This window comes from Pectobacterium sp. CFBP8739, assembly GCF_013449375.1.
In the GTDB taxonomy this organism is placed as follows: Bacteria; Pseudomonadota; Gammaproteobacteria; order Enterobacterales; family Enterobacteriaceae; genus Pectobacterium.
The window spans coordinates 371,839-396,489 of record NZ_JACDRR010000010.1; the positions used below are offsets into that span (position 1 = coordinate 371,839).

General features: G+C 49.1%; 19 protein-coding genes. 9 read left to right on the forward strand and 10 right to left on the reverse strand.

Translation table 11 applies throughout. The features are described from left to right. Positions 1–2: 2 nt before the first annotated feature. From H0247_RS10180 to metG, 5 genes are all read right to left on the reverse strand, one after another. Positions 3–1,079 carry a sugar ABC transporter substrate-binding protein gene (locus H0247_RS10180; RefSeq protein ID WP_180742422.1) on the reverse strand — a complete coding sequence of 359 codons (1,077 nt, stop codon included), beginning with the start codon at positions 1,077–1,079 and terminating at the stop codon, positions 3–5. Positions 1,080–1,363: 284 nt separating this feature from the next. Next, positions 1,364–1,999, reverse strand: coding sequence for a formate dehydrogenase-N subunit gamma (gene fdnI, locus H0247_RS10185; RefSeq protein ID WP_180742423.1), 636 nt, complete (start codon positions 1,997–1,999; stop codon positions 1,364–1,366). Further along, a complete protein-coding gene (gene fdxH / locus H0247_RS10190) occupies positions 1,992–2,900 on the reverse strand; it encodes a formate dehydrogenase subunit beta (RefSeq protein WP_180742424.1) in 909 nt (302 codons plus the stop codon). The genes fdnI and fdxH overlap by 8 nt, the downstream gene beginning before the upstream one ends. A gap of 12 nt (positions 2,901–2,912) precedes the next feature. Further along, positions 2,913–5,960, reverse strand: coding sequence for a formate dehydrogenase-N subunit alpha (fdnG, locus tag H0247_RS10195; RefSeq protein ID WP_180742425.1), 3,048 nt, complete (start codon positions 5,958–5,960; stop codon positions 2,913–2,915). Positions 5,961–6,240: 280 nt separating this feature from the next. Continuing rightward, positions 6,241–8,271, reverse strand: a complete 2,031-nt coding sequence (gene metG / locus H0247_RS10200) for a methionine--tRNA ligase (protein ID WP_180742426.1) — start codon at positions 8,269–8,271, stop codon at positions 6,241–6,243. Positions 8,272–8,494: 223 nt separating this feature from the next. On the opposite strand from metG, the gene apbC reads away from it, so the two are divergent. From apbC to dcuC, 5 genes are all read left to right on the forward strand, one after another. Beyond that, entirely contained in the window at positions 8,495–9,604 is a 1,110-nt protein-coding gene (apbC, locus tag H0247_RS10205; protein ID WP_180742427.1) for an iron-sulfur cluster carrier protein ApbC, read from the forward strand. A gap of 175 nt (positions 9,605–9,779) precedes the next feature. Beyond that, complete coding sequence (gene udk / locus H0247_RS10210; protein ID WP_015839564.1) at positions 9,780–10,421, forward strand: uridine kinase; 642 nt, start codon at positions 9,780–9,782, stop codon at positions 10,419–10,421. A 124-nt stretch (positions 10,422–10,545) separates the two neighbouring features. Next, on the forward strand, positions 10,546–11,127 hold the full coding sequence (dcd, locus tag H0247_RS10215) for a dCTP deaminase (protein WP_180742428.1): 582 nt from the start codon (positions 10,546–10,548) through the stop codon (positions 11,125–11,127). 63 nt (positions 11,128–11,190) lie between these two features. Beyond that, complete coding sequence (gene asmA, locus H0247_RS10220) at positions 11,191–13,026, forward strand: outer membrane assembly protein AsmA (RefSeq protein WP_180742429.1); 1,836 nt, start codon at positions 11,191–11,193, stop codon at positions 13,024–13,026. 262 nt (positions 13,027–13,288) lie between these two features. Beyond that, complete coding sequence (dcuC, locus tag H0247_RS10225) at positions 13,289–14,641, forward strand: anaerobic C4-dicarboxylate transporter DcuC (protein ID WP_180742430.1); 1,353 nt, start codon at positions 13,289–13,291, stop codon at positions 14,639–14,641. A gap of 44 nt (positions 14,642–14,685) precedes the next feature. Here the strand turns inward: dcuC and H0247_RS10230 are convergent, their stop codons facing one another. The 5 genes from H0247_RS10230 to H0247_RS10250 all read right to left on the reverse strand — a co-directional run bounded on the left by H0247_RS10230 (position 14,686) and on the right by H0247_RS10250 (position 18,686). Further along, entirely contained in the window at positions 14,686–15,105 is a 420-nt protein-coding gene (locus H0247_RS10230) for a DUF86 domain-containing protein (RefSeq protein WP_180742431.1), read from the reverse strand. Beyond that, complete coding sequence (locus H0247_RS10235) at positions 15,102–15,485, reverse strand: nucleotidyltransferase domain-containing protein (protein WP_180742432.1); 384 nt, start codon at positions 15,483–15,485, stop codon at positions 15,102–15,104. Before H0247_RS10235 ends, H0247_RS10230 begins: the two co-directional genes overlap by 4 nt. Before the next feature lie 47 nt (positions 15,486–15,532). Further along, positions 15,533–16,744, reverse strand: coding sequence for a type II toxin-antitoxin system HipA family toxin (locus tag H0247_RS10240; protein ID WP_180742433.1), 1,212 nt, complete (start codon positions 16,742–16,744; stop codon positions 15,533–15,535). Further along, positions 16,744–17,001: a helix-turn-helix domain-containing protein gene (locus tag H0247_RS10245; RefSeq protein ID WP_180742434.1), complete on the reverse strand. Its 258-nt coding sequence runs from the start codon at positions 16,999–17,001 to the stop codon at positions 16,744–16,746. The genes H0247_RS10240 and H0247_RS10245 overlap by 1 nt, the downstream gene beginning before the upstream one ends. Positions 17,002–17,099: 98 nt before the next feature. Continuing rightward, positions 17,100–18,686, reverse strand: coding sequence for a TerC family protein (locus tag H0247_RS10250; protein WP_180742435.1), 1,587 nt, complete (start codon positions 18,684–18,686; stop codon positions 17,100–17,102). 744 nt (positions 18,687–19,430) lie between these two features. On the opposite strand from H0247_RS10250, the gene wecA reads away from it, so the two are divergent. From wecA to wzc, 4 genes are all read left to right on the forward strand, one after another. After that, complete coding sequence (wecA, locus tag H0247_RS10255) at positions 19,431–20,480, forward strand: UDP-N-acetylglucosamine--undecaprenyl-phosphate N-acetylglucosaminephosphotransferase (protein WP_180742436.1); 1,050 nt, start codon at positions 19,431–19,433, stop codon at positions 20,478–20,480. Between the two features lie 147 nt (positions 20,481–20,627). Then, positions 20,628–21,764, forward strand: coding sequence for a polysaccharide export protein (locus tag H0247_RS10260; RefSeq protein WP_180742437.1), 1,137 nt, complete (start codon positions 20,628–20,630; stop codon positions 21,762–21,764). Between the two features lie 8 nt (positions 21,765–21,772). Beyond that, positions 21,773–22,207: a protein tyrosine phosphatase gene (locus H0247_RS10265; protein ID WP_180742438.1), complete on the forward strand. Its 435-nt coding sequence runs from the start codon at positions 21,773–21,775 to the stop codon at positions 22,205–22,207. 15 nt (positions 22,208–22,222) lie between these two features. After that, positions 22,223–24,403 (forward strand): tyrosine-protein kinase Wzc, encoded by a 2,181-nt coding sequence (gene wzc, locus H0247_RS10270; protein ID WP_180742439.1) that lies wholly within the window; start codon positions 22,223–22,225, stop codon positions 24,401–24,403. Positions 24,404–24,651: the final 248 nt, after the last annotated feature.

Consider the following 24,651-nt stretch of genomic DNA (forward strand, 5'->3'; position numbering starts at 1 on the left):
TATTATTTCGCCTGTTTGGCTTCCAGTGTAGCAAACCACGGTGCGATAAAATCATCCGTTTGGCCCCAGCCTGGGATGATTTTCGCCAATCCGGCGACGTTGACTGCACCAGCCTGGCTGGCTAACAGCGCCTGTGGAATCGCGGCAGCGCGGAACTCGTAGGTAGCAGGCGTGGGTTCACCAGCAATCTTGTTGGCAACCAGACGCAGGTTCACTTTACCGATCAGTTTTGGATCGACGGCCACGCTGACTTTCCACGGGCTGCTCGCTTCGCGCATCAGCTGTAAATCCTGATTGGAGATGTCGATGCTGTACAGTTTGATTTCGGTCCGGCCGTTTTCTTTCAAGGCCTTATAAGCGCCCTGACTGAAGGCATCCCAAGAGCCCCAGATTGCATCGATTTTGCCTTTCGGGTATTTCGCCAGTACCGCGCCGACTTTGTTCGCGGTATCGCCCTGAACATCAGAAGACACGGCACCAATCGATTCCAACTCTTTGATGCCAGGGTTAGCTTTCAGGATCTGCTGATAGGCGAGCTGACGACGCTCCATCGGCGGGAAGCCAGCAACCCACAGCTTGATGATATTGGCGTTACCGTTGAAATCTTTCACCAGTTGGCCGAGTGATTCGTTAGTCAGTGAGGCGTCATCCTGTTGGGTGACGGTCACGCCGGGAATGTCGCCGTTCACGGCGGTATCAAACACGGAGACGGCAATACCGCTATCGACGATGCGTTTAATCAAATCGGTAGAGTAGGGATCGCGACCCTGTGACAGGATGATACCGTCATATTTCTGACTAATCGCCTGATTCACGAAATCCTGAAAACGGGCATCATCGCCGTTACTCAGGAAGGTACTGACCTTGAAGCCCAGCTTTTTACCTTCTTCGAGCACACCGGAAACAAACTGCGTGGTGTTGTCGTCCGATCCCAGATTGCGGATAACGGCGATGCGAACTGGGCCGTTATGATTGGCGATAGCGGCTGGAACGGGAGCAATGATGGCACTTTGATTGGCCAGTGCCGGTAATGCGGTCAGTAAGCTCAGTGCAAGCAGGGCAGGCGTAAATTTCTTCATTATCAGCTCCATGGCGTTTTATAAAAGGATCTTGTGTTGACGATAGTGTGTCGTGTCGATGGCAGTATTGTTATGTTTTCTGCGTGACTACTTTATAGCTGTCTTTATGTCTGGATGTCTATTTAAAAGTGATACTGCATCATAGCCGTTGAGCGATAGACGAGGAAGAGGGGAGCATTATGACGTTTGGGTTTAAGTTATAACGATTCGTGCTGACTGCGGATAAAAAGAAAATGCCCGCGAAGCGGGCATTTGGGAGTATGACGAGTGTAGAAGAGAGCGAGTTATTTCTTCGTTTCTTTCTCTTCCATTTCACGCGCCCAGCGCGGGTGGTGTTTACGCGCCCAGCGCTTGGAGACTTTGCCTTCAATCATCCCTTTGATCGACCCTTTCACCCAGAACGCCATATACATATGGATCAGGATGGCATGGATGAGGACGATAGCCGCAGCAGCGTGAATCAGAATAGCGTAGCGCACGATATCAATCGGGAACTGGTGGGCGAAATAGGGGCGCCACATGATAACCCCAGTGATCAGCAGTACCAGCGTTAGCCCCATGATGCTCCAGAACATCATCTTCTGGCCTGGATTGTATTTACCCACTTCAGAGACTTCATGCTCATTGCCCTTCAACACTTCAATAATGTTGAGGAACCACGGCAAGTCACGCTTCTTCGGTATGTTATGACTAACAAACCGGAAAAACATCGGGATCAGACAGATGACGATCAGCACGCCAAAAAACGGGTGCAAAATGCGCCCCATTTGTGGCGTACCAAACGTCTGTGTCAGCCATTGCAGGGTTGGGAAGAACAAAGCAATACCAGAGAGCGCGACCAAGAAAAAGCTAATCACTACAATCCAGTGACAGATGCGATCGATAAACTTGGTGCGCAAAATCATTTGTGGCTTACTCATGTTTGTCTCCCCCTTCTTTGTCTTCTCCCTCGTGATCATGATCCATTTCCTCAGTGTTCGGACCGACACCGACGTAGTGGAACATTAACCCGGCGAACGTGGCGACAAACCCTAGCGCGGACAGCGGTTTCAGAATGCCTTTCCACAGATTGACCGGCGTGGAAATCTGCGGGTTATCTGGCAGATTGTGATAGAGCGATGGTCTGTCCGCGTGGTGCAGAACATACATCACATGCGTACCGCCCACACCCTGCGGATCGTAGAGGCCTGCGTTTTCATAACCACGGCTTTTCAGATCGGTGATGCGTTCTTCCGCCAGATGCTTCATCTCTTCTTTCGTACCGAAACGAATGGCACCCGTCGGACAGGTTTTCACGCAGGCAGGTTCTTGCCCAACGCTGACTCTATCGACGCACAGCGTACACTTATAGACGCGGTTATCTTCTTTATTCAGACGGGGGATATTGAACGGGCAACCGGCGATGCAATAGCCGCAGCCGATACAATGCTCGGACTGAAAATCAACGATCCCGTTGGCATACTGAATGACGGCGCCAGCGGAAGGGCAGGCTTTCAGACAGCCCGGATCGCTACAATGCATACAGCCATCTTTACGGATCAGCCATTCCAGACGATCGTTCTCTTCCACTTCGGAAAAGCGCATTAGCGTCCAGGATTTGGCGCTCAGATCCGCTGGGTTATCATAAACCCCGAGGTTATGGCCAACTTCATCGCGGATGTCGTTCCATTCTGAGCAGGCAACCTGGCAGGCTTTACAGCCGATGCAGGTGGTGACATCGATCAGTTTTGCCACTTCGCTTTTGTCGTTACGCACATGCGGAGGCGGTGTAAAGCCGTTGGTGGCCGAACGTTTAATAATATCTTGTGATTGCATTGACATAGTTGGCTACCCTTACACCTTCTCTACATTAACCAAAAACGCTTTGTACTCAGGCGTTTGTGAATTAGCGTCGCCGACGCTCGGGGTGAGTGTATTAGCCAGGAACCCTTTACGCGTGGTTCCTTCAAAGCCCCAGTGGCAAGGGATACCTACGGTTTCCACGCTGCGTCCGGCAATTTCCAGCGTTTTGATTCGTTTGGTGACCACCGCTTTGGCTTTGATGTAGCCACGCTGACAGGAAACTTTGATTTCATCGCCCGCTTTAATGCCTTTGCTTTTCGCCAGGTTTTCACCGATTTCGACAAATTGTTCCGGCTGTACAATGGCGTTCAGACGAGCGTGTTTTGTCCAGTGACGGAACAATTCGGTAATTGAGTATGTTGTCGCCACGTAAGGGAAATCCTTCGCAGTGCCCATGGTTTTCGCATCGCGTTCAAACAAACGCGCCGCCGGGCTGGACACCACCGATGGATGCAGCGGGTTAGTACCGATAGGCGATTCGATCGGTTCATAGTGCTCAGGGAACGGCCCGTCTACCAGTTTGTCTACGGAGAACAAACGTGCCAGACCTTCCGGCAGCATGATGAATGGCCCAGTGTCTTTACCCGGTGGGACGGTCGCGGCGAAGTCAGGCACATCAATGCCTTGCCATTTCTGACCATTCCATTCCAGTAATTTACGCTTGCTGTCCCACGGTTTCCCTTGCAAATCGGCCGAGGCACGGTTGTAGAGGATGCGCCGATTTTGTGGCCAGCTCCATGCCCAGTTCGGCGTGCAACCCAAACCGGCATCCGCATTATCGCGTCTGTCCATCTGGTTACCCGCTTCCGTCCAGCTACCGGTATAGATCCAACAGAAGCTGGATGTGGAGCCGTCATCACGCAGTTGTGAGAAGTCGGCGAGCTGCTGACCTTTTTTCAAGATCAATTTTCCGCTGTCATCATAGATATCGGCCAGCGCCATACCGTTGGCTTCGCGGGCAATCTCTTCCGGTGTTGGGTCTTCTGGGTCTTTATAGTTCCAGTTGATGTTGAGCACTGGGTCGGGGTAGGTGCCCCCTTCTTCTTGGTACAATTCCCGTAGACGCATCAGCAACTTACCAAGGATTTTTCCGTCATGACGCGCTTCACCTGGTGGCTCAGCCGCCGCCCAGTGCCACTGCAACCAACGGCCTGAGTTGGCAATAGACCCATTCTCTTCGGCAAAACAGGAAGAAGGCAGACGGAAAACTTCAGTTTGAATGGACTTTGTATCCACGTCGTTGAATTCGCCATAATTCTGCCAGAATGTAGACGTTTCCGTGACCAGTGGATCGATGATGACCATATACTTGAGTTTGGAGAGGGCTTCGGTCGCTTTATTCTTGTTGGAAAACGCGGCAACGGGGTTGAAACCTTGAACGATATAGCCGTTCATTTTGCCTTCCACCATCAGCTCGGTTTGCACCATGACATCGTAGCTACGATCCCACTTCGGCAGCCAGTCATAACCCCAGTTATTCGACGCTTGCGCATTATCACCGTAGAAGCTCTTCATCATGCTGATAAAGAATTTTGGTGTATTTTTCCAATAGTTAACCTGGTCGGGCAGCAGCGCGGTCGGCGTGATTTGACCCAGATAGGTTTTCAGATCCGGCTGTTTTTCTGACGGCAACGGCATATAGCCCGGCAGATTTAACGACAGCAGGCCAAGGTCGGTATAGCCCTGAATGTTAGAGTGACCGCGCAGGGCGTTGATGCCGCCGCCTGCCATACCGATGTTACCAAGTAACAGTTGGATCATGGCCGCTGAGCGAATGATCTGTGCTCCGTTGGTGTGGTGCGTCCAGCCTAAGGCGTACATAAACGTCGCCGTTTTATTCGGTACACAGGTTTCGGCTAACGTGCGACAGATCGTTTCATAATCTTTGGCGGATGTACCGCACAGGGATGTCACCATTTCTGGCGTATAGCGGGAAACGTGTTTCTTCAGCAGATTCCAGACGCAGCGCGGGTGAGATAGTGTAGTGTCGCGTTTGGCAAAGCCAGCTTCATCAAGCTCATACTGCCAGCTGGATTTATCATATTGACGTTTTTGTGCGTCGTAACCGCTGAACAAGCCTTCGTCAAAGCTGAAATCGTCTCGTACGATCAGGCTGGCGCTGGTGTAAGACACCACATACTCATGATGAATTTTATCGTGAGTAATGAGATAGTTAACGATGCCTAACAGAAAGGCGGCGTCTGACCCTGCGCGAATAGGCGCGTAGAGATCGGCAACGGCCGCGGAGCGGTTAAAACGCGGATCGACAACGATCAGTTTCGCCTTATTGTGCGTTTTCGCTTCAACGGCCCATTTGAAACCGACTGGGTGTGCTTCTGCTGGGTTGCCGCCCATGACGATGATGACGTTGGCGTTTTTGATATCAACCCAGTTGTTGGTCATGGCGCCACGGCCGAATGTCGGGGCCAGCGCGGCAACCGTTGGTCCGTGGCACAGGCGAGCCTGGCAGTCGATGGCGATCATGCCCAGAGAACGGGCAAATTTTTGGTCGAGAATACCCGTTTCGTTGCTGGCAGCAGAAGAACACAGCATACCGGTAGTCAGCCAGCGGTTGACGGTGTCGCCTTTGGCGTTAGTCCGTTGGAAGTTAGCGTCACGGTCTGCTTTCATCAGACGTGCGATACGTTCGATCGCATCGTCCCAGCTGATTCGCTGCCATTTGTCGGAGCCGGGGGCGCGGTATTCAGGGTAGAGCAGGCGGTTTTCGCTATGGATATAGTCAACCAGACCCGCACCTTTCGGGCAAAGGGAGCCACGGCTGACTGGGTGATCCGCATCACCTTCGATATGGAAAACAGAAGGTTTTGCATTCTTGGCGCCATCGCCCAAGCTATACATGAGCACACCGCAGCCGACCGAACAGTATGTGCAGTTGTTACGCGTCTCTTTTGCGCGTAACAGCTTATATTGACGTACTGATGCCATTGCTTCCGTGGGTGTAAAGCCCAATACCGCGAGAGTGGTTCCAGCCATCCCCCCCGCGCAAACTTTAAAGAAACCTCTTCTATTTAGTTGCATTAGTTTCCCTGTGTAATTATGTGTCATTTTTGTTGCGAGCAATTTAACAACACATAAATTGTGGGCTTTGCGCAAAATCAAAATTTAAGTATTTAAACCCCCATAACACCTATAAAGAGGTATATTTTTTATTCGTTATATACTGTAATGCATAGCGAATTTGTTATTTCATGGTTACAAATAATGTGGCGTGACGAGTCGGTCAAAGGAGAATAAGCGGGAGTTTGTGGAGGAATTGTTGCAAAAAAAAGCCGGATAAAAATCCGGCTTGATGGGGTGGTTATTTGACCTGCATGCCCGGTTGGGCGCCGCTGTCTGGGCTCAGCAGGAAGATATCTTTGCCGCCGGGACCGGCTGCCATCACCATCCCTTCCGAGATGCCGAAGCGCATTTTACGCGGTGCCAGATTGGCGACCATGACAGTTAAGCGACCTTCCAGTTTGGCCGGGTCGGGATACGCTTCGCGAATACCGGAGAAGACCTGACGAGTTTCGCCGCCCAGATCCAACGTCAAACGTAATAGTTTGTCAGAGCCGTCAACCAATTCAGCTTGCTTAATCAAGGCGATGCGCATATCGACTTTAGCAAAATCGTCAAAGTTGATGGTGTCCTGCACCGGATTATCTGCCAGTGGGCCAGACACAACTTTTTGTGCGGCGACCATGTCTTCTTTCGACGCATCAACCATTGCGTTAACTTTATCCAGATCAATACGGTTGAACAGCGCTTTGAATGGACTAACCTGATGGCTCAGCAGCGGCGTGGCAATTGCATCCCAACTCAGTTCCGTGTTCAAAAACGCTTCCGTGCGCTGTGCCAATGCAGGCAGCACGGGCTTCAGGTAGGTCATCAGTACGCGGAACAGGTTGATGCCCATTGAGCAAATAGCTTGCAGATCTTCATCCCGACCTTCTGCTTTCGCTACAACCCATGGTGCCTGTTCGTCAACGTAGCGGTTGGCGATATCCGCCAACGCCATGATCTCACGAATGGCACGGCCGGATTCACGGCTGCTATAGGCTTCCGCAATGCTGGTGGCGGCATCGGTGAAGGTTTTGTACAGCTCAGCATCGGCCAGTGTGTCCGCCAACTTGCCGTCAAAGCGCTTGTTGATGAAACCAGCATTACGCGATGCTAGGTTGACGACCTTGTTCACGATGTCAGCATTCACGCGCTGCACGAAATCTTCCAGATTCAGATCGATGTCATCAATGCGAGAAGACAGTTTTGCCGCGTAGTAATAACGCAGGCAATCGGCATCCAGATGTTGCAGATACGTGCCCGCTTTGATGAAGGTACCGCGTGATTTAGACATCTTGGCACCGTTGACGGTGACATAACCATGTACGAACAGGTTTGTCGGCTTACGGAAACCGCTGCCTTCCAGCATCGCCGGCCAGAACAGGCTGTGGAAATAAACGATGTCTTTACCGATGAAGTGATACAAATCTGCGTCGGAGTCTTTCTTCCAGAAATCATCAAAATTCAGATCGCCACGCTTGTCGCACAGATTTTTGAACGACCCCATGTAGCCGATTGGCGCATCTAGCCAGACATAAAAATATTTGCCCGGCGCATCAGGAATTTCAAAACCGAAATACGGTGCGTCTCGGGTAATGTCCCACTGTTGCAGGCCAGAGTCGAACCACTCCTGCATCTTATTAGCGACTTGTTCCTGCAATGCGCCGGAACGCGTCCAGGCTTGCAGCATCTCGCTGAACGCAGGCAGATCGAAGAAGAAGTGTTCGGTTTCACGCATTTCTGGCGTGGCACCAGACACCACAGACTTTGGTTCGATCAGCTCTGTTGGGCTGTAGGTCGCACCGCAGACTTCGCAGTTATCGCCGTATTGGTCGGCTGCCTTACATTTCGGGCAGGTGCCTTTGACGAAACGATCCGGCAGGAACATGCCTTTCTCTGGATCGTACAGCTGAGAAATGGTGCGATTTTTAATAAAGCCGTTCTCTTTCAGTCGACGATAAATCAGACCTGACAGCTCACGGTTCTCTTCGCTATGCGTAGAGTGGTAGTTGTCATAGCTGATATTGAAACCGGCAAAGTCCTGCTGATGCTCCTGACTCATCGCCGCAATCATCTCTTCCGGCGCAATCCCCATCTGCTGTGCTTTCAGCATGATTGGCGTGCCGTGAGCGTCGTCCGCACAGATAAAGTGAACCTGGTTGCCGCGCATTCGCTGGTAACGAACCCAAATATCGGCCTGAACGTGTTCAAGCATATGACCGAGGTGGATTGAACCATTAGCGTAAGGCAGCGCGCACGTTACCAGGATTTTCTTTGCGACTTGAGTCATGAGGAACTTGCTTTCTTTTGTGAATAGAGGGAGATCGATGTTAACCGATAGCGCCTTGCTGCGTAAACCGCTGGCGTGAGTAAAAACGGCAGGAAACCCCCTAGCTGATTTTAATTTGCGTAGCGTTTCCACGTTTTTGACGCCGAAGAGCGTCAGGCTCCCCTCGCTCTGGTATGCTATATACGGTCTCAACGGTCAAATATGAGAATTTCAAGGAGCCGGAATGAACGCGACAGTCCCCGAACAACGCCCTGAAGCACTACGTGCGATGGTCGCCGGGGTTTTATCTACTTTTCAGCACCCGACACTGAAAAATAATCTGACGACACTCAATGCGCTGCGCCATTGTGCGCTGCTGGATAACGTGTTGCATATCGAACTGACGATGCCGTTTGTCTGGCTGAGCGGTTTGGCAGTATTAAAAGAAACGGCTAGCGATGAGCTATTACGTTTATCAGGCGCAAAGGCGGTCGAATGGCGTTTAACGCACGATATCGCGACGTTGCGTCGGGTTAACGATCAAGCCGGCGTGAAGGGCGTTAAAAACATCATTGCCGTCAGCTCCGGCAAAGGTGGAGTCGGCAAATCGAGTACGGCGGTCAACATGGCGCTTGCGCTGGCGGCTGAAGGTGCGAATGTGGGCATTCTGGATGCCGATATCTATGGCCCTTCTATTCCCACGATGCTGGGTTCGGCCAGTGAGCGCCCAACCTCGCCAGACGGTCAACATATGGCGCCGATTATCGCGCACGGTCTGGCAACCAACTCGATTGGTTATCTGGTCACGGACGATAACGCGATGGTGTGGCGTGGGCCGATGGCCAGCAAGGCGTTATTGCAATTATTGCAGGATACACTCTGGCCGGATCTGGACTATCTGGTATTAGATATGCCGCCTGGCACGGGTGATATTCAACTGACACTGGCGCAGAATATTCCTGTCACGGGTGCCGTCGTCGTGACGACGCCACAGGATATCGCACTGATGGATGCCATGAAGGGCATCGCGATGTTTGAAAAAGTCAGTGTGCCGGTACTGGGCATCGTTGAGAATATGAGCGTACATATCTGTAGCAACTGTGGTCATCTGGAGCCGATCTTCGGTACGGGCGGTGCACAGAAGCTGGCGGAGAAATACCACTGTTCCCTATTAGGCCAGCTTCCGCTGCACATCTCCCTGCGTGAAGATCTTGACCGCGGTGAGCCGACGGTCGTCAGCCAGCCGGGCAGTGAATTCACGTCTCTGTACCGTGAGTTGGCAGGGCAGGTTGCCGCTCAGCTCTACTGGCAGGGTGCCGTTATTCCCGGCGAAATTTCTTTCCGGGCACTGTAGCCCGCTATAAGGCCGGGATCTGTCCCGGCTTGACCCTGCGCCAGTCCTTGCTTCTCTGGGGCGCAATGCGCGGAAAGGGTGGCGTGAAGGGGGCTAACTCCCTATAATTGCGGCGTCAAAGCGCCTATTGGCGCATTCCCCTCTCTTTATTTATGTTAATCAGGTCGTTAATACCATGACTGATCAGTCTCACCAGTGTGTCATCATCGGGATCTCAGGAGCGTCCGCTTCGGGTAAAAGTCTTATTTCCAGTACCTTGTATCGGGAATTACGCGATCAGGTCGGCGATCAGCATATCGGGGTGATATCTGAAGACAGCTATTATAAAGATCAAAGCCACCTGACGATGGAAGAGCGGGTAAAAACCAACTATGACCACCCGAGTTCAATGGATCACAGCCTGCTGCTGAAGCATTTACAGATGCTTAAAGCGGGTCAGGCAATTGAAGTCCCGCAGTACAGCTATGTCGAACACACCCGCAAGCAGGAAACGGTGCATATTGAGCTGAAAAAGGTCATTATCCTTGAAGGTATCCTGTTGTTGACGGATGCACGCCTGCGCGATGAGATGAATTTCTCTATTTTTGTCGATACGCCGCTGGATATTTGCCTGCTGCGCCGTATGCGCCGCGATGTGAATGAGCGCGGACGCTCCATGGATTCTGTGATGGAACAGTATCAGAAAACCGTGCGCCCGATGTTCCTGCAATTCATTGAGCCATCCAAGCAGTACGCCGATATTATCGTGCCGCGCGGTGGGAAAAACCGTATTGCGATTGATATTTTGAAAGCCAAGATAAGCCAATTCTTTGAATAAGATACCCTGAATCATTCAGGTTGTGTGACCGGCGTTGACGTTTGGTACACGCCGCCGCAGTGTGATGTATGACGGAAAGAGATGAGGTTTATCTGATAGATACCGGTGTCGAATGGAGAATAAAATGAGACTGTGTGACCGTGACATTGAAGCCTGGCTGGATGATGGCCGACTGGTGATTACGCCCCGTCCGCCAACCGAGAGGATCTCTGGCGCGACCGTTGATGTTCGCCTGGGAAATCAGTTTCGCGTCTTCCGCGGACACACCGCGCCTTTCATTGATTTAAGCGGGCCGAAGGATGAGGTCAGTGCGGCGTTGGATCGCGTCATGAGTGATGAAATCAATTTACCAGAAGGTGAGGCGTTCTTCCTGCATCCGGGAGAGTTAGCGCTGGCAGTGACGTTTGAATCCGTGACGCTGCCGGATAACTTGGTTGGCTGGCTGGATGGCCGCTCTTCGCTGGCACGCCTGGGATTGATGGTTCACGTCACCGCACACCGTATTGATCCCGGTTGGCAAGGAAGAATTGTGCTGGAGTTCTATAATTCAGGTAAGTTGCCGTTGGCGCTACGCCCCGGCATGATGATTGGCGCTCTGAGTTTTGAACCGCTTTCCGGGCCGGCGGCTCGTCCTTACAACCGCCGTCAGGATGCCAAATATAAAGATCAACAGGGTGCGGTAGCGAGCCGGATCGATAAAGACTAAGCGTCTGGCGATAGGCCTGTAGGGTAAAAAGCAGGTGGCCGAGCGTTTCGCAATGAGGATGGCATGAGAAGATTTCTGACGACGCTAGCAATTCTGCTTGTGGTGCTAGTAGCAGGAATGACGGCCTTGGTCGTACTGGTTAATCCCAATGACTTCCGCGCCTACATGGTGAAGCAGGTTGAGGAACGTAGCGGCTATCGCCTCCAACTGGACGGCGATCTGCGCTGGCATGTGTGGCCGCAGTTGAGCATACTATCCGGCGGGATGTCGTTGAGCGCACCGGGATCCAGTGCGCCGATTGTCAGCGCCGAGAACATGCGCCTTGATGTGCAGCTGTGGCCGCTGTTGTCGCATCGGCTCGCGGTCAAGCAGGTGATGCTGAAAGGGGCGATTATTAGCCTGACGCCGGAAAGCGAAGCCAAGCAGGCCAACAATGCCCCCATTGCTCCGGCGGGTTCGCAAGCCCCATCTGAAGAACGGCGCTGGCGGCTGGATATCGATAAGATAAAAGTCGCTGATAGCCTGTTGGTTCTGCAACGCAGCAATAATGAGCAGATTAATGTTCGCGATATTAATCTTGCGATGGAGCAGAGCAGCGACCGCCAGGTCAATATTGAATTATCAAGCCGCATCAATCGCGATCAGCGCGATATTGCCTTCTCGCTTGCTGCAGATGTTGATTTGCTGCATTTTCCCCAGCAGATTAATGCCAATATCACCAAGTTGGATTACCAGCTTCAGGGCGCTGGAATACCCGCAAACGGTATCAGCGGCACAGGGCGTGTTCAGGCAAGTTATCAACAGCAGCCTGAAAAAATCACATTCAGCCAGCTTTCACTCAATACCAATAATAGCCAGCTGTCTGGTGCGGGGAGCGTGACGCTGGGGGATATCCCACATTACGAATTAGATCTGCTGTCTGAGAAGCTGGATTTGGATTCCCTGCTGGGGATCGCGTCGATAAAAGAGAACAATGCCGCTGTCGTGCCGGCTAAATCCTCAGCCCCTGTGATTTCAAATGAAAGTGGATTAACCAAGCCAGAAGATAGCTTACAGGCATTCACTGCGCGTTTGTCGCTACAGGCTGCGACGATGATCTACCGCGGGCTTGATGTCCGGCAGTTTACGCTACGGGCAGAGAATCAGCCGAGACTGCTGGATATTACAACGTTGAGCGGCGAACTGGGCAGTGGACATTTCTCATTCCCCAGTAAAGTTGTGACGAAGCCATCAACTAACATCATGTTACGCCCAGAGCTCAAGGATATTGAGTTATCCCAGTTAATGTCAGCATTTGCGCTGCCCGCTGAGACGGTCAGTGGCAAATTGTCGATGGTGGGGCAGTTCAGTGGCAACAGCTTTACGCTACCTGCGTTGCTCCAGCAGTGGCAGGGAACGGCGACGCTGCAAAGCAATAACGTTCGTCTACAGGGTTTGAATATCCAGCAAATGGTGCAGATGGCCGTTGCGCGTAGTAATGGCAATGTGCGAGGACAAGAGCGCTACGAGCGTTACACTGAGCTACAACAGCTGACGGGAAAGGCCCAGTTGAACGCGGGTAAGCTGCGCCTTACCGATCTCAATGGCCGTTCAGAACTGTTGTCACTAAACGGTGTTGGACAATTCGATTTGCTTGCCCAGACGTGTGATGTCAATTTGAATGTCTCTATCACTCAAGGATGGCAGGGCGATGAGCAACTGGTCAGTGTGCTGAAAAACACAGCGATCCCGTTACGCGTCTATGGCGAGTGGGATAAATTAAATTATCAGCTACAGGTCGATCAGTTGCTGCGTAAACGCCTACAGGACGAGCTGAAGAAGCGCCTGAATGACTGGGCCAGCCAAAACCAGCAAAGCCAAAAGGGCAAGGATCTGAAGCAACTCCTCGATCGTCTTTAATTTCTGAAATATCTCGCTTTAGCCAGAGTGCTGACAGGAATCAGCACTCTGGCCGTATTTCACCCTTTTTTCTCTCTGGTTTGTCATCCTCCCTCGGCCTTTCCTTGCGCCCTGTGTCTCTTTTTTAATGCTGAATATTGATATATTTCTCTTTTTTTATTTTCTAAAGCAGTAAACTTCGCTACCTATTTTCGGCACGGCATGACACTGTTGCCGGAGAAGATCTGTCGGATAATTTATTACTTAGGTATTGAAACCCACTATGCTCGAACTTTTGATTGGTGTTGCTGTAACGATTCTGGTCGGTCGTTACATTATAAAAGGGTATTCCGCGACTGGCGTATTGCTGGTTGGGGGCCTATTACTTTTGGCAATCAGTGCCATGCTGGGGAAAAACGTCCTGCCCGCCAGCGCGAAAGCGACAGGCTGGAGCGCAACGGATATTGTTGAATACGTAAAAATTTTGCTGATGAGTCGCGGTGGCGATCTCGGCATGATGATTATGGTGCTGTGTGGTTTTGCCGCTTATATGACGCACATTGGTGCCAATGATGTCGTCGTCAAACTGGTTTCCCGTCCGCTGAAAATGATTAACTCGCCTTATTTACTGATGATTGCGGCCTATTTTGTCGCCTGTCTGATGTCGCTGGCGGTGTCATCAGCAACCGGACTGGGAGTGCTGTTAATGGCGACATTATTCCCTGTCATGGTGAACGTCGGGATTAGCCGTGGAGCTGCTGCCGCAATCTGCGCCTCTCCGGTGGCGCTGATCCTGTCGCCGACGTCGGGCGATGTCGTGCTGGCGGCTCAGGCATCGCAGATGAAACTCGTGGATTTCGCCTTTAAGGCCACGTTACCTATTTCTATCTTGGCAATCGTGTGCATGGCTGTCGCGCATTTCTTCTGGCAACGCTATCTGGATAATAAAGCGAATGTCAGCCATGAAATTCTGGACGTCAATGAAATCAAGACCGATGCCCCGCGTTTTTACGCCATTCTGCCGTTTACACCGATCATGGGTGTACTGGTCTTTGATGGCAAATGGGGGCCGGAGCTTCACATTATCACCGTGCTGGTGATCTGTATGGTGTTGGCTGCGATGCTGGAATTCGCCCGTTCGTTCAATGCGCAAAAGGTGTTTGATGGGCTGGATGTGGCTTACCGTGGGATGGCCGATGCCTTCTCGAGTGTGGTCATTCTGCTGGTCGCAGCCGGTGTCTTTGCTCAGGGGCTTGGCACTATTGGCTTTATTAGCGGCCTGATTGGCCTTGCGCAGTCATTTGGCAGCGGTGGATTAGTGATTATGCTGGTGTTGGTTGCGATCACGATGCTGGCTGCGATGACGACGGGTTCGGGTAACGCGCCGTTTTATGCGTTTGTTGAACTGATTCCAAAGCTGGCGTCGCAAATGGGCATCAACCCGGCCTATCTGGCCATTCCGATGCTTCAGGCTTCCAATCTGGGCCGTACTATTTCTCCGGTATCTGGCGTAGTCGTTGCCGTTGCTGGGATGGCAAAAATATCACCGTTTGAGGTGGTGAAGCGCACATCGGTGCCTGTTCTGGTTGGGCTGATTGTTGTTGTGATTGCCACAGAGATTATGGTGCCTGCCTGATAGCAGAAGTTAGGTAAACAGCAGCACCTTTAAAGCTATGTGCTCTAAAGGTGCTGGCTGTCGCTGTACCAGGCTATTTGTTTGATAAAATGTTCAAAGTCGCTTAAACGATGAGAAATGACGTGAATGACAATATCTAAATTGAGCGCCTGATAGTCATGCACGGCAATATTTCTTAATCCCACCATTTTTTGCAAATTATCAGACAAATCAATTGTAATAATCTGGTTTGCAGCAAGAAGCACGAAGCTATCGCGGCTACTTTGTGGTATGCCTAGCTGCTTGATACGGATAAGATAATTAGCGATATCAATAGCGGCCTCGCAGGCACGTTGTATGTTAAGTATGACGGAATCTTGCTTGGTGAAATTTTGACGAAACCCTTCTTCAGTATCGAATTCCTCATGAATACGCCGGAGACATCGTTGTATGGTGCTGCTTTTGTTGATCAAGATATCCGTCATGCTTTTAGATCCTGATGAAAACTACGAATGATATCCGCACGTTCTTGTTGCAGGTGCTGATACATTGAAAGGGTCGTCATTTCAAATTCTCCTGCCGTTGCTTCCGCATCGTAAAGGAGTTTGCCGTTACGAACGATCTCCATCTTTAATACCGTCGAGGCCTGCAATAAATCGACAAGATCGACATCACGTCCCACTGCTTTTGCTAACTGATTCGCGAGCTCCCAGCGTTCAATGGGATCTAATACTTTCGTCGCCATGATAGCGATATCAATGTCGCTGTCTGCTCTGGCGTTGCTTGTAGCCTGGGAACCAAAGAGATAAATAATCTTGATGTCGGGCATCTGTTTTTTCAGCGTTAAAACGATCTTATCATTCATATTGCGATATTTACCTCTCGATAAGATGCCATGATTGTGTGATAGAGTTACTCAAATTTCAATTTTCTGTCATGCTGGTAGGGTTTGTTAGCATATTGCGTAGTCATGACAGTCGAGACAGATTGGGCGATAGACGTTTTCAAACCATCAAACAGAGAAATTTCAGATGACAGCCCAATATATTCCAAAATTCCATCTGCTGTCGATTCAATCATTTCCTTTGCGCCACGAATTTTAAAATATTGAGATTCAGCCAATGACAAGAGATGGTTTTTATCCGGAAAAACTTTACTGTTGGCTAATTTTAAAGCCATCTTGTTGTCTATTGAATCATAGATGAGAGTATGTGTGACGTCATAAATTGGTGATACAAAAATATTTTTCATGTCCTGAGTATATTGCAGCGCAAAATTTTTTAAGTGAGCATCCCCGTTCCCAATCAAGCAGTTAAATACGATGTATTGATACATTTTCTCCACTTCAGAAAGACTGCCAGTATAGAGTAACGTGGCTTTTAGTAATGTTTCATAACTGCCAGTATATTTGGCATCAGGGGTGTTTGGTTTTTTCAATAATGTCGTGAAATCTTCATAGCCGAGAGCGATACCGTCAGGTCTGTCAAAACGTTCGATAACAAAGGTTTCAAGATTCTCTGATAAATAAACGTTAGGAGGATTCAGTCCACAATACTTTGCAGCCTCCATGCAGACGAACTCGTTAACGGTCAAAAGTGGAAATTCGTGATCGAACGACTTAACGATTAAATCTTTCTGTTCAAGAGTGTGGTCTGTCTTTGAAATGCTGACTTTGGGCTGTATTCCAGCCAGAGCGTTGCGCAGATAATATTTTTCCAATAATTGAGGAAACAAGGGTTCAGTTCCCTGGTAAGTCAATATATCTGACAGGTTGATTGACTCAGTGTCTGGGAGCGTAAATTCACCTGCGTAATTTAGCATTCCAATTCCCCGATCGCCTTGTAAAGCAAGAAGGTACATATCGTTAACATTGGCATAGCGTGCCAGTTTTTCAGAGATGTAGCGGCGATTAAAACCTTCGGGTAAATTTTGAGAAAATATGGGATGCAATGCGCCAGATGAATAACCATCCATACCATTTCCAGTCATGGTTAGTGATACATTAAGTTCATCTTGTGTGGGTTGATAATAATGAACAGAACCATGGGTTAATATACCGGCTTTGTCTGCATTGGCAAAAACAGTTAGACGATCAACTTTTCTTGGCAGATATGATAGATCCATTATTTATCCTCAGAGAATAAATCGTCAATCTCGTCCCATTTGGGTAAGGTATGTTGTTTTGGTGCTACCGTGAGTTGAAGCCCGACAGAATCAAGGTAGCGCTCTAGTATGTCGAGGGAACCGGTGAAACGGCCATTTTCTATCTTCGATAGCGTGGTTTTGAAAATGCCCGTTGCATCGGCCATCTGCTGCTGAGTCTTCCCCATCTTTTTTCGCGTATCAGCTACTTTTTTACCTATTTCGAGTCTATTGCTCATTCCACCACCTATAATGTTGCCTATATAGGAAATATTATAGGGTATAAAACAAATGTTGCCTATATAAGCAACATTTAATCATGCAGTGATGCCAAGCATCACACTTCAAAATCAGTCTGCGGTTCGTCGTTTGGCGTGATGCGAACCTCCATGATTCGATGGCTTTCCACCGCCAGGATAGTGAACTGATAACCATCGATTGATAATGTATCGCCCACCTGTGGCACCCGCTGCGCGTGCTCCATCAACAGACCTGCCAACGTGTAGTATTCACGCTTTTCATCCAGCGTCAGCGGAACATACATCGTCAAATCTTCCAGCGGAATATAGCCATTGGCTGTCCAACTGCCGTCGTCATTCTGCTGAATGCTATGGCGCGCATCGCGATCTTCTCCTTCGCGCGGCAGGTTGCCGGCAATGGTTTCCATCACGTCACTTAATGTAACAATCCCTTCCATCGAACCAAATTCATCAACGACAAACGCAAAATGTGTTCTTGCTTCTCTAAACTGTTCCAGAGCCTGTAAAAGCGAAAGCTGCTCGGGGAAAACCAGCGGCTGACGAATCAGAATGCGCAGGTTAAACGGTTCGCGGTTTAGCTGCTGCTGGAGTAAGTCCGCAACATGTACTATGCCTAGCGGCTCGTCAGACGTCTTGCTGTCGGTCACCACCAGCCGAGAATGCGGGTTGCTCGTTAACAGCTTAGCGAGTGCATCCTGCGTAATATCCAGTTCAATGGCATCGATATCATGTCGCGATGTCATGATGCTGCTAATGGTTCGTTGGGCTAACCCTAATACCCGCTTTATCATCCGGCGTTCCTGAAGGTTGAATACCTCCTGACCTGCCCGGGTGTTGTCTGCAATCATCGACGAGGTTTGATTGTCCAGCTCGGCTTCTTCGTGGTTGCCACGCAAGATACGCAAAACTACTTCCGCAGTACGCTGGCGTAGTGGAACCGAGGAAGAAAGGAAGCGGCGGCGGTTAAACAGGGAGACCTGATTCAACATCTCAATCAGCACCGAGAAGCCTATCGCAGCGTAGAGATAACCTTTAGGTATGTGATAGCCGAAAGCGTCTGCGACCAGACTGAAACCAATCATCAGCAGGAAGCTGAGGCACAGGATGACGATGGTCGGGTGTTCCGCGACAAAGCGGGTCAGTGGTTTACTGGCCAGCAGCATCAGGAAGATGGCAATAGTCACGGCGGACATCATCACCAGCAGATGGTCGGTCATGCCGACGGCGGTAATCACCGAGTCCAGTGAAAATACCGCATCCAACACCACGATCTGTGCCACAACGGGCCAGAAACGCGCCCCTTTACGCTGGGCGTGCTGCTCTTCATCTTTTCCTTCAAGGCGCTCGTTGAGTTCCATCGTGGCTTTAAAAAGTAGAAACAGCCCGCCAATCAGCATGATGACATCACGAGCGCTGAATGTGTGCCCAAGGAGCGTGAAAAGTGGGGTAGTCAAAGAGGCTAGCCAGGAAATGGACGCCAGCAAGCACAGTCGCATAAGCAGGGCAAGTAACAGCCCGACGACTCTGGCTTTATCACGTTGTTCTTTTGGTAGTTTCTCAGCCAGAATGGCGATGAAGATAAGATTATCAATGCCCAGAACCAGTTCCAGGACAACCAGCGTGGCCAACCCGGCCCATATCGTTGGATCAGCGATCCACTCCATAGCTATTTTTTCACCTTTAAATGAAGATAACCCCGCTAGCGTATCAGGGCTGGCACTGATGAACCAGAATTTGCAGAGGGGAATTTCATCACTTTGAATGATGAGTAGCAATAAGACATAGCAAGTATGACTTCGAGTGATACCTGCTTGGTGTGCTGATGATAGTGCTATAATTTACATTATAGATATTCCGCGATGCTTTATGCTGTGTAGTCAACAAACGAAGCGTAACATTTGATCATAACCCATGAATCAACATAGAATAACGCCGCGCGACTAATACTCCCTGAGGTTATGGTTTTTAAACCCTACATAGTGACGTTTCGCATGTGGCTTAACTGATTTTATATGTTTAGTCGGTTTTTTATACTGTTGACGATGTCGTGACAATGGATGTTCATAGTCTTATTCCTAAAAAACTCCCCCCTCAACATCTTGTCCTTGTGCTCTTACTTGATAGGCCAATATGATGCTAGCTGTTTAGGTTAATTGTGCTTTTTATTGCAAAATTTTGGCACTGTGCGTGTTGTTTTTCTATGTGCGTAGCGTTTCAAAGGTGCCGAGTTGACGGTGTGTTTGGCCCCTAATGCACGTATTTTCTCAATAACCAATAGGCAGCCTGGGGCTTTCAAAGATAACAGCAACAGGACTGACGACATACGTTGATAGTGCATTGGTAGCTACAAGCCAAGGGCGGTAGCGTGTCTGAAGCAAAAACGCAATAGAGGCAACGGTGGTATAGATATGCAAGAGTCTACTCTGATCTTTATCAGTGCTTTTGCTTCGCTTTTTTTGGCCAGAAAAGCGGCGGTCAGGATTGGGTTGGTAGATAAACCCAATGTCCGCAAAAACCATAAGGGCAATATTCCTTTGGTTGGTGGTGTCTCTATTTATCTGGCGCTTTGTGTGCTCTATGTTATTCAGGCCGACTTATTGCCGCATTTCTTTCTCTATCTAGAGTGTTCTACTGCGTTGCTGGTTGTCGGCATTCTGGATGACCGTTTTGACATGCCTGTTTTGCCGCGAATCGGACTCCAAGCTTGCGTAGCTATCGCGATGATGTCCGCGGGGGTGTTTATTTCCTCTTTAGGAAATATTCTTTTTAGTGGTGAAGTGTTTTTAGGCACGCTAGGCTATATCATCACACTTTTTGCGGTGTTGGGATCCATTAATGCTTTCAACATGGTCGACGGTATGGACGGCCTACTTAGCGGTCTTTCTTTTGTCACACTAAGCGCCTTAGTTATCGCTTTTTATCTTGGTGGGAACACTGAACTTGCGCGCTGGACGTTGTGTTTTCTGGCAGCGACATTGCCTTATGCCTGTTTCAACTCAGCTAAATGGCTAGGTAGGAAGTTCAAAGTCTTTATGGGCGATGCGGGAAGTACGCTGGTTGGATTCTCCATTATCTGGTTACTGATTCTGGCGACGCAAGGAGAAAGCAGTGTCATGCAGCCGGTCACCGCGCTATGGTTAATTGCTATTCCGCTCATGGATATGGCCGCGGTAATGATACGTCGCGTTGCTAGAGGTAGAAGTCCTTTTAAAGCAGGCCGAGAACATTTGCATCATATATTGCTCCACTTAGGGCTGACACAGCGCCAAACGTTAGGGGTGATTGTCGCTATTGCGAGTTTATTGGCTATGATTGGCATCATTTGCGAGCATCACCACATAAGTGAGTCTATTATGTTAGGCCTATTTTTGTTGTTGTTCGCTGGTTATGTAGCGGCAACAGCCTCGTCAGTGACGGTAATGTCATGGCTTCGTCGCGTGCGCGTTGTGGATCGATAATAGTATCATTGGCGCGTTGCTAAAGAGGGATTTACCGTTACTTTATACGTTAGATCGTGAGTTCATCTGAATAGTTTTTCTCTATAATCACTGACTATTTTGTAGGGATCTTAACAATTTTCTATTAAGAGCGATGGCATAGACAGGATGATAAAGCACAAACGAAAATTGATGCCCTTAATGGTGTCAGTAATACTGCTAAATGGTTGTACCTTGGTTCCCGGTTCTCACCTTTCGACTAGCGGTAAGAGTGTCGTTGAGCAGCAAGATGCGGATTTCAATATTGATAGGTTGGTCAATGTTTATCCAATGACGCCATATTTAGTCGAAAAGATGCGCCCTAAACCGCTGATTGCGCAGAGTAATCCAGCGTTGGAAAAAGAATTACAGAGTTATGAATATCGCATCGGCATTGGTGATGTGATCATGGTGACTGTGTGGGATCATCCAGAATTGACCACACCAGCAGGGACGTACCGCACCGCCGCGGATACCGGTAACTGGGTGCATTCTGATGGCACCATTTTTTATCCCTACATTGGTAAAGTGAAAGTTGCAGGCAAAACGGTGACTGAAGTTCGTGATGAAGTCATGACTCGTTTAGCCACGTATATTGAATCGCCTCAGGTTGATGTCAGTATTGCTGCTTTCCGTTCACAAAAAGCCTACGTGACCGGTGAAGTCGCCACATCAGGCCAACAACCGATAACTAACGTACCACTGACCGTTCTGGATGCCATCAATAAAGCGGGTGGCTTAACGGAAAATGCCGACTGGCGCAATGTTGTGTTGACGCACAATGGCAAAGAACAACGACTCTCGCTTCAAGCGCTCATGCAAAATGGCGACCTTTCACAAAACCACCTCCTCTATCCTGGCGATATCCTCTACATTCCCCGCAATGATGACCTGAAAGTGTTCGTAATGGGGGAAGTCAAAAAACAGAGTACCCTCAAAATGGATCGCAGTGGCATGACGCTGACAGAAGCCTTAGGAAATGCGGAAGGGATGGATCAAACCTTTTCGGATGCGACGGGTATTTTTGTCATTCGCTCACTACGTGGCACGCAGGGACCGAAACTGGCAAATATTTACCAATTGAATGCTCAAGATGCCACGGCGATGGTGATGGGCACCGAATTCCAGTTGCAACCGTATGACATTGTCTACGTGACGACCGCGCCAATCGTCCGTTGGAACCGCGTAATTAGTCAGCTTGTGCCGACTATCTCAGGCTTCAATGATTTGAGCGAAGCATCGTTGCGTATCCGCAACTGGCCGTAGAGATCATTATGTTTGATTCGATTCTGGTAGTTTGTGTGGGTAATATCTGCCGTTCTCCAACAGGGGAGCGGTTATTAAAACAGGCGCTGCCAACCAAGAAAATCGCGTCTGCGGGATTAGGCGCGCTGGTTGGGAAACCGGCTGATGAAATGGCGACTGAGGTGGCAAATCAGCATAGCCTTTCGCTTGAAGGGCATGAGGCGCAGCAACTGACCTCATCCTTATGCCGTCAGTATGATCTGATCCTCGTGATGGAGAAAAAACATATTGATGGCGTGAGCCGCATCGCGCCCGAAGTACGAGGCAAAACGATGCTATTCGGCCACTGGCTGAATCAGCAGGAAATTGCTGACCCTTACCGTAAAAGTCGCGAAGCATTTGAATTCGTTTACTCACAACTTGAGCAGTCTGCGCAAAAATGGGCGCAGATGTTGAACCGTTAATCGTCAGAGATTCCGATGACCGAGAAAACTTCAGTAAAAGTATCTGAAACTCATTCAGATGAGATCGATTTAGGGCGTTTATTAGGAACATTGCTGGATAACCGCTGGCTGATTATTGGTGTGACGGCGGTGTTTACCGTTTTAGGCATAATGTATGCCATGCTAGCCACGCCCATTTATAAAGCCGATGCATTAATTCAGGTGGAGCAAAGCGGTAGCGATTCATTGCTGAAAGATTTTTCCAGCATGCTGCCGGATGCCAAGCCGCAATCCGCCGCGGAAATTGAACTGATAAAATCCCGCATGGTGATTGGTAAAACGGTAAATGATTTAGCCTTGGATATTAATATCCAGCAAAAATATTTCCCACTGGTTGGTAAAGGTATTGCCCGGCTAACAGGCAATGAACCGGGAAAAATAGCCGTCTCTCGCCTTGATGTACCTGAGTCCTGGCAGGATGAAACATTATCCCTTGAAGTATTACCTAATCAGCAATATGCGGTGGAAGCGGACGAGGGCGACGCGGTGAAATTCACCGGACGTGTTGGCCAACTCGAAAATCATAGCGGTATTACCTTGTTGGTGAGTGGCATTGATGCAGAGCCGGGTACGGTTTTCCGTATTCAAAAGCTGAATCAGTTAACCGCGATTAATGATCTGTTGGATAATTTCTCTGTCGCGGATAAAGGGAAGGACACGGGAGTATTGGCGCTGAGCCTGGAAGGGGAAGATCCGACGCTAACAACGAAGATACTGAGCAGTATTAGCCAAAATTATCTGCAACAAAACGTCGAACGTAAATCGGAAGAGGCTGGTAAAAGTCTGGAGTTCCTTAAAGAACAGCTTCCCAATGTGCGTAGCTCACTGAATGATGCGGAAAACAAGCTTAACCAATTCCGTCAACAGAATGAATCGGTCGACCTTTCCTTGGAAGCAAAAGCGGTATTGGATACCACTGTATCTGTAGAAGCGCAGTTAAATGAACTGACGTTTAAAGAAGCGGAAATTTCTAAGCTGTATACCCGTGAACACCCCGCCTATCGTGCCTTGATGGAAAAACGTAAAACGTTAGAACAGGAGCGCGATAAACTCAATAAACGTGTAGGGGCGATGCCTAAAACCCAGCAGGAGATTTTACGCTTAACGCGAGATGTGCAGGCAGGGCAAGAAGTCTACATGCAACTGTTGAATAAACAGCAAGAGCTTAGCATTAACAAAGCCAGTACCGTCGGAAACGTGCGTATTGTCGACAATGCAGTGATTCAGCCTAAGCCGGTGAAGCCGAAAAAAACACTGATTGTGCTAATCGCTATTATTCTGGGGGGGATGATTTCAACGGTCTTCGTCATACTGAAAACATTGCTACATAAAGGGATTGAAAGCCCAGAACAACTGGAAGAATTAGGCATTAACGTCTATGCCAGTGTACCGCTTTCGGAATGGCAACAGAAGAAAGACCGAGCGCTCTTGGCTAAAAGTAAAAAAAGTAATACCCGAGCAACAGACTTGCTCGCAGTCGGTAATCCGGCAGACTTGGCAATTGAAGCCATTCGCAGCTTACGCACCAGTTTGCATTTTGCGATGATGGAAGCCAAAAACAATGTGTTAATGATCTCGGGTGCCAGCCCTTCCATTGGTAAAACCTTTGTCAGTGCTAACCTGGGAGCCGTGATCGCTCAGGCGGGGCAGCGGGTGCTGATTGTTGACTGCGATATGCGCAAAGGGTATGCCCATGAGTTGATGGGAACGCATGGCACTAATGGCCTATCGGATATTTTATCCGGCCAGTGTGATGTGGCAAAAAGCGTGCGAAAAACTGCCGTAGAGAATATGGATTTTATTCCCCGTGGTCAGGTGCCGCCGAATCCGTCGGAACTATTAATGCACAGCCGCTTTGCCGATTTTATCAAGTGGACAGCAGAAAATTATGACTTAGTGCTGTTGGATACCCCGCCGATTTTAGCAGTAACCGATGCTGCGATTATTAGCCGTCATTCTGGCACGTCTTTGCTGGTCGCTCGTTTTGAGATGAACACACTCAAAGAAATTGAAGTGAGTATTCGTCGCTTTGAACAAAATGGTGCAGAAATTAAGGGTGTTATTCTAAATGCCATTGTGAAGCGTGCCGCTAGCTATTATGGATATGGTAATTATCATTACTATACTTATGATTATAAGTCGGATAAGAACAGCTAGCGTACTAAGTGTGACCTGCAGCCATACGACTTTTTGGTTGCAGGTCGTGCTTTCAGGCATAAACCAATTCTTCGACATAAGTTATTTTTCTGAGAATCATTAATTTTTTTGTATCGGCCTGCTTTTCATATTTTTAAATACAATAGCGCTGAGGCCGATAAATAATAGTGAAGTTTTGTTTTGTTGGGAATTAACGCACAAAAATTTATGGCTATATATATGTGCCAAATTTGTAATCACTATATTTT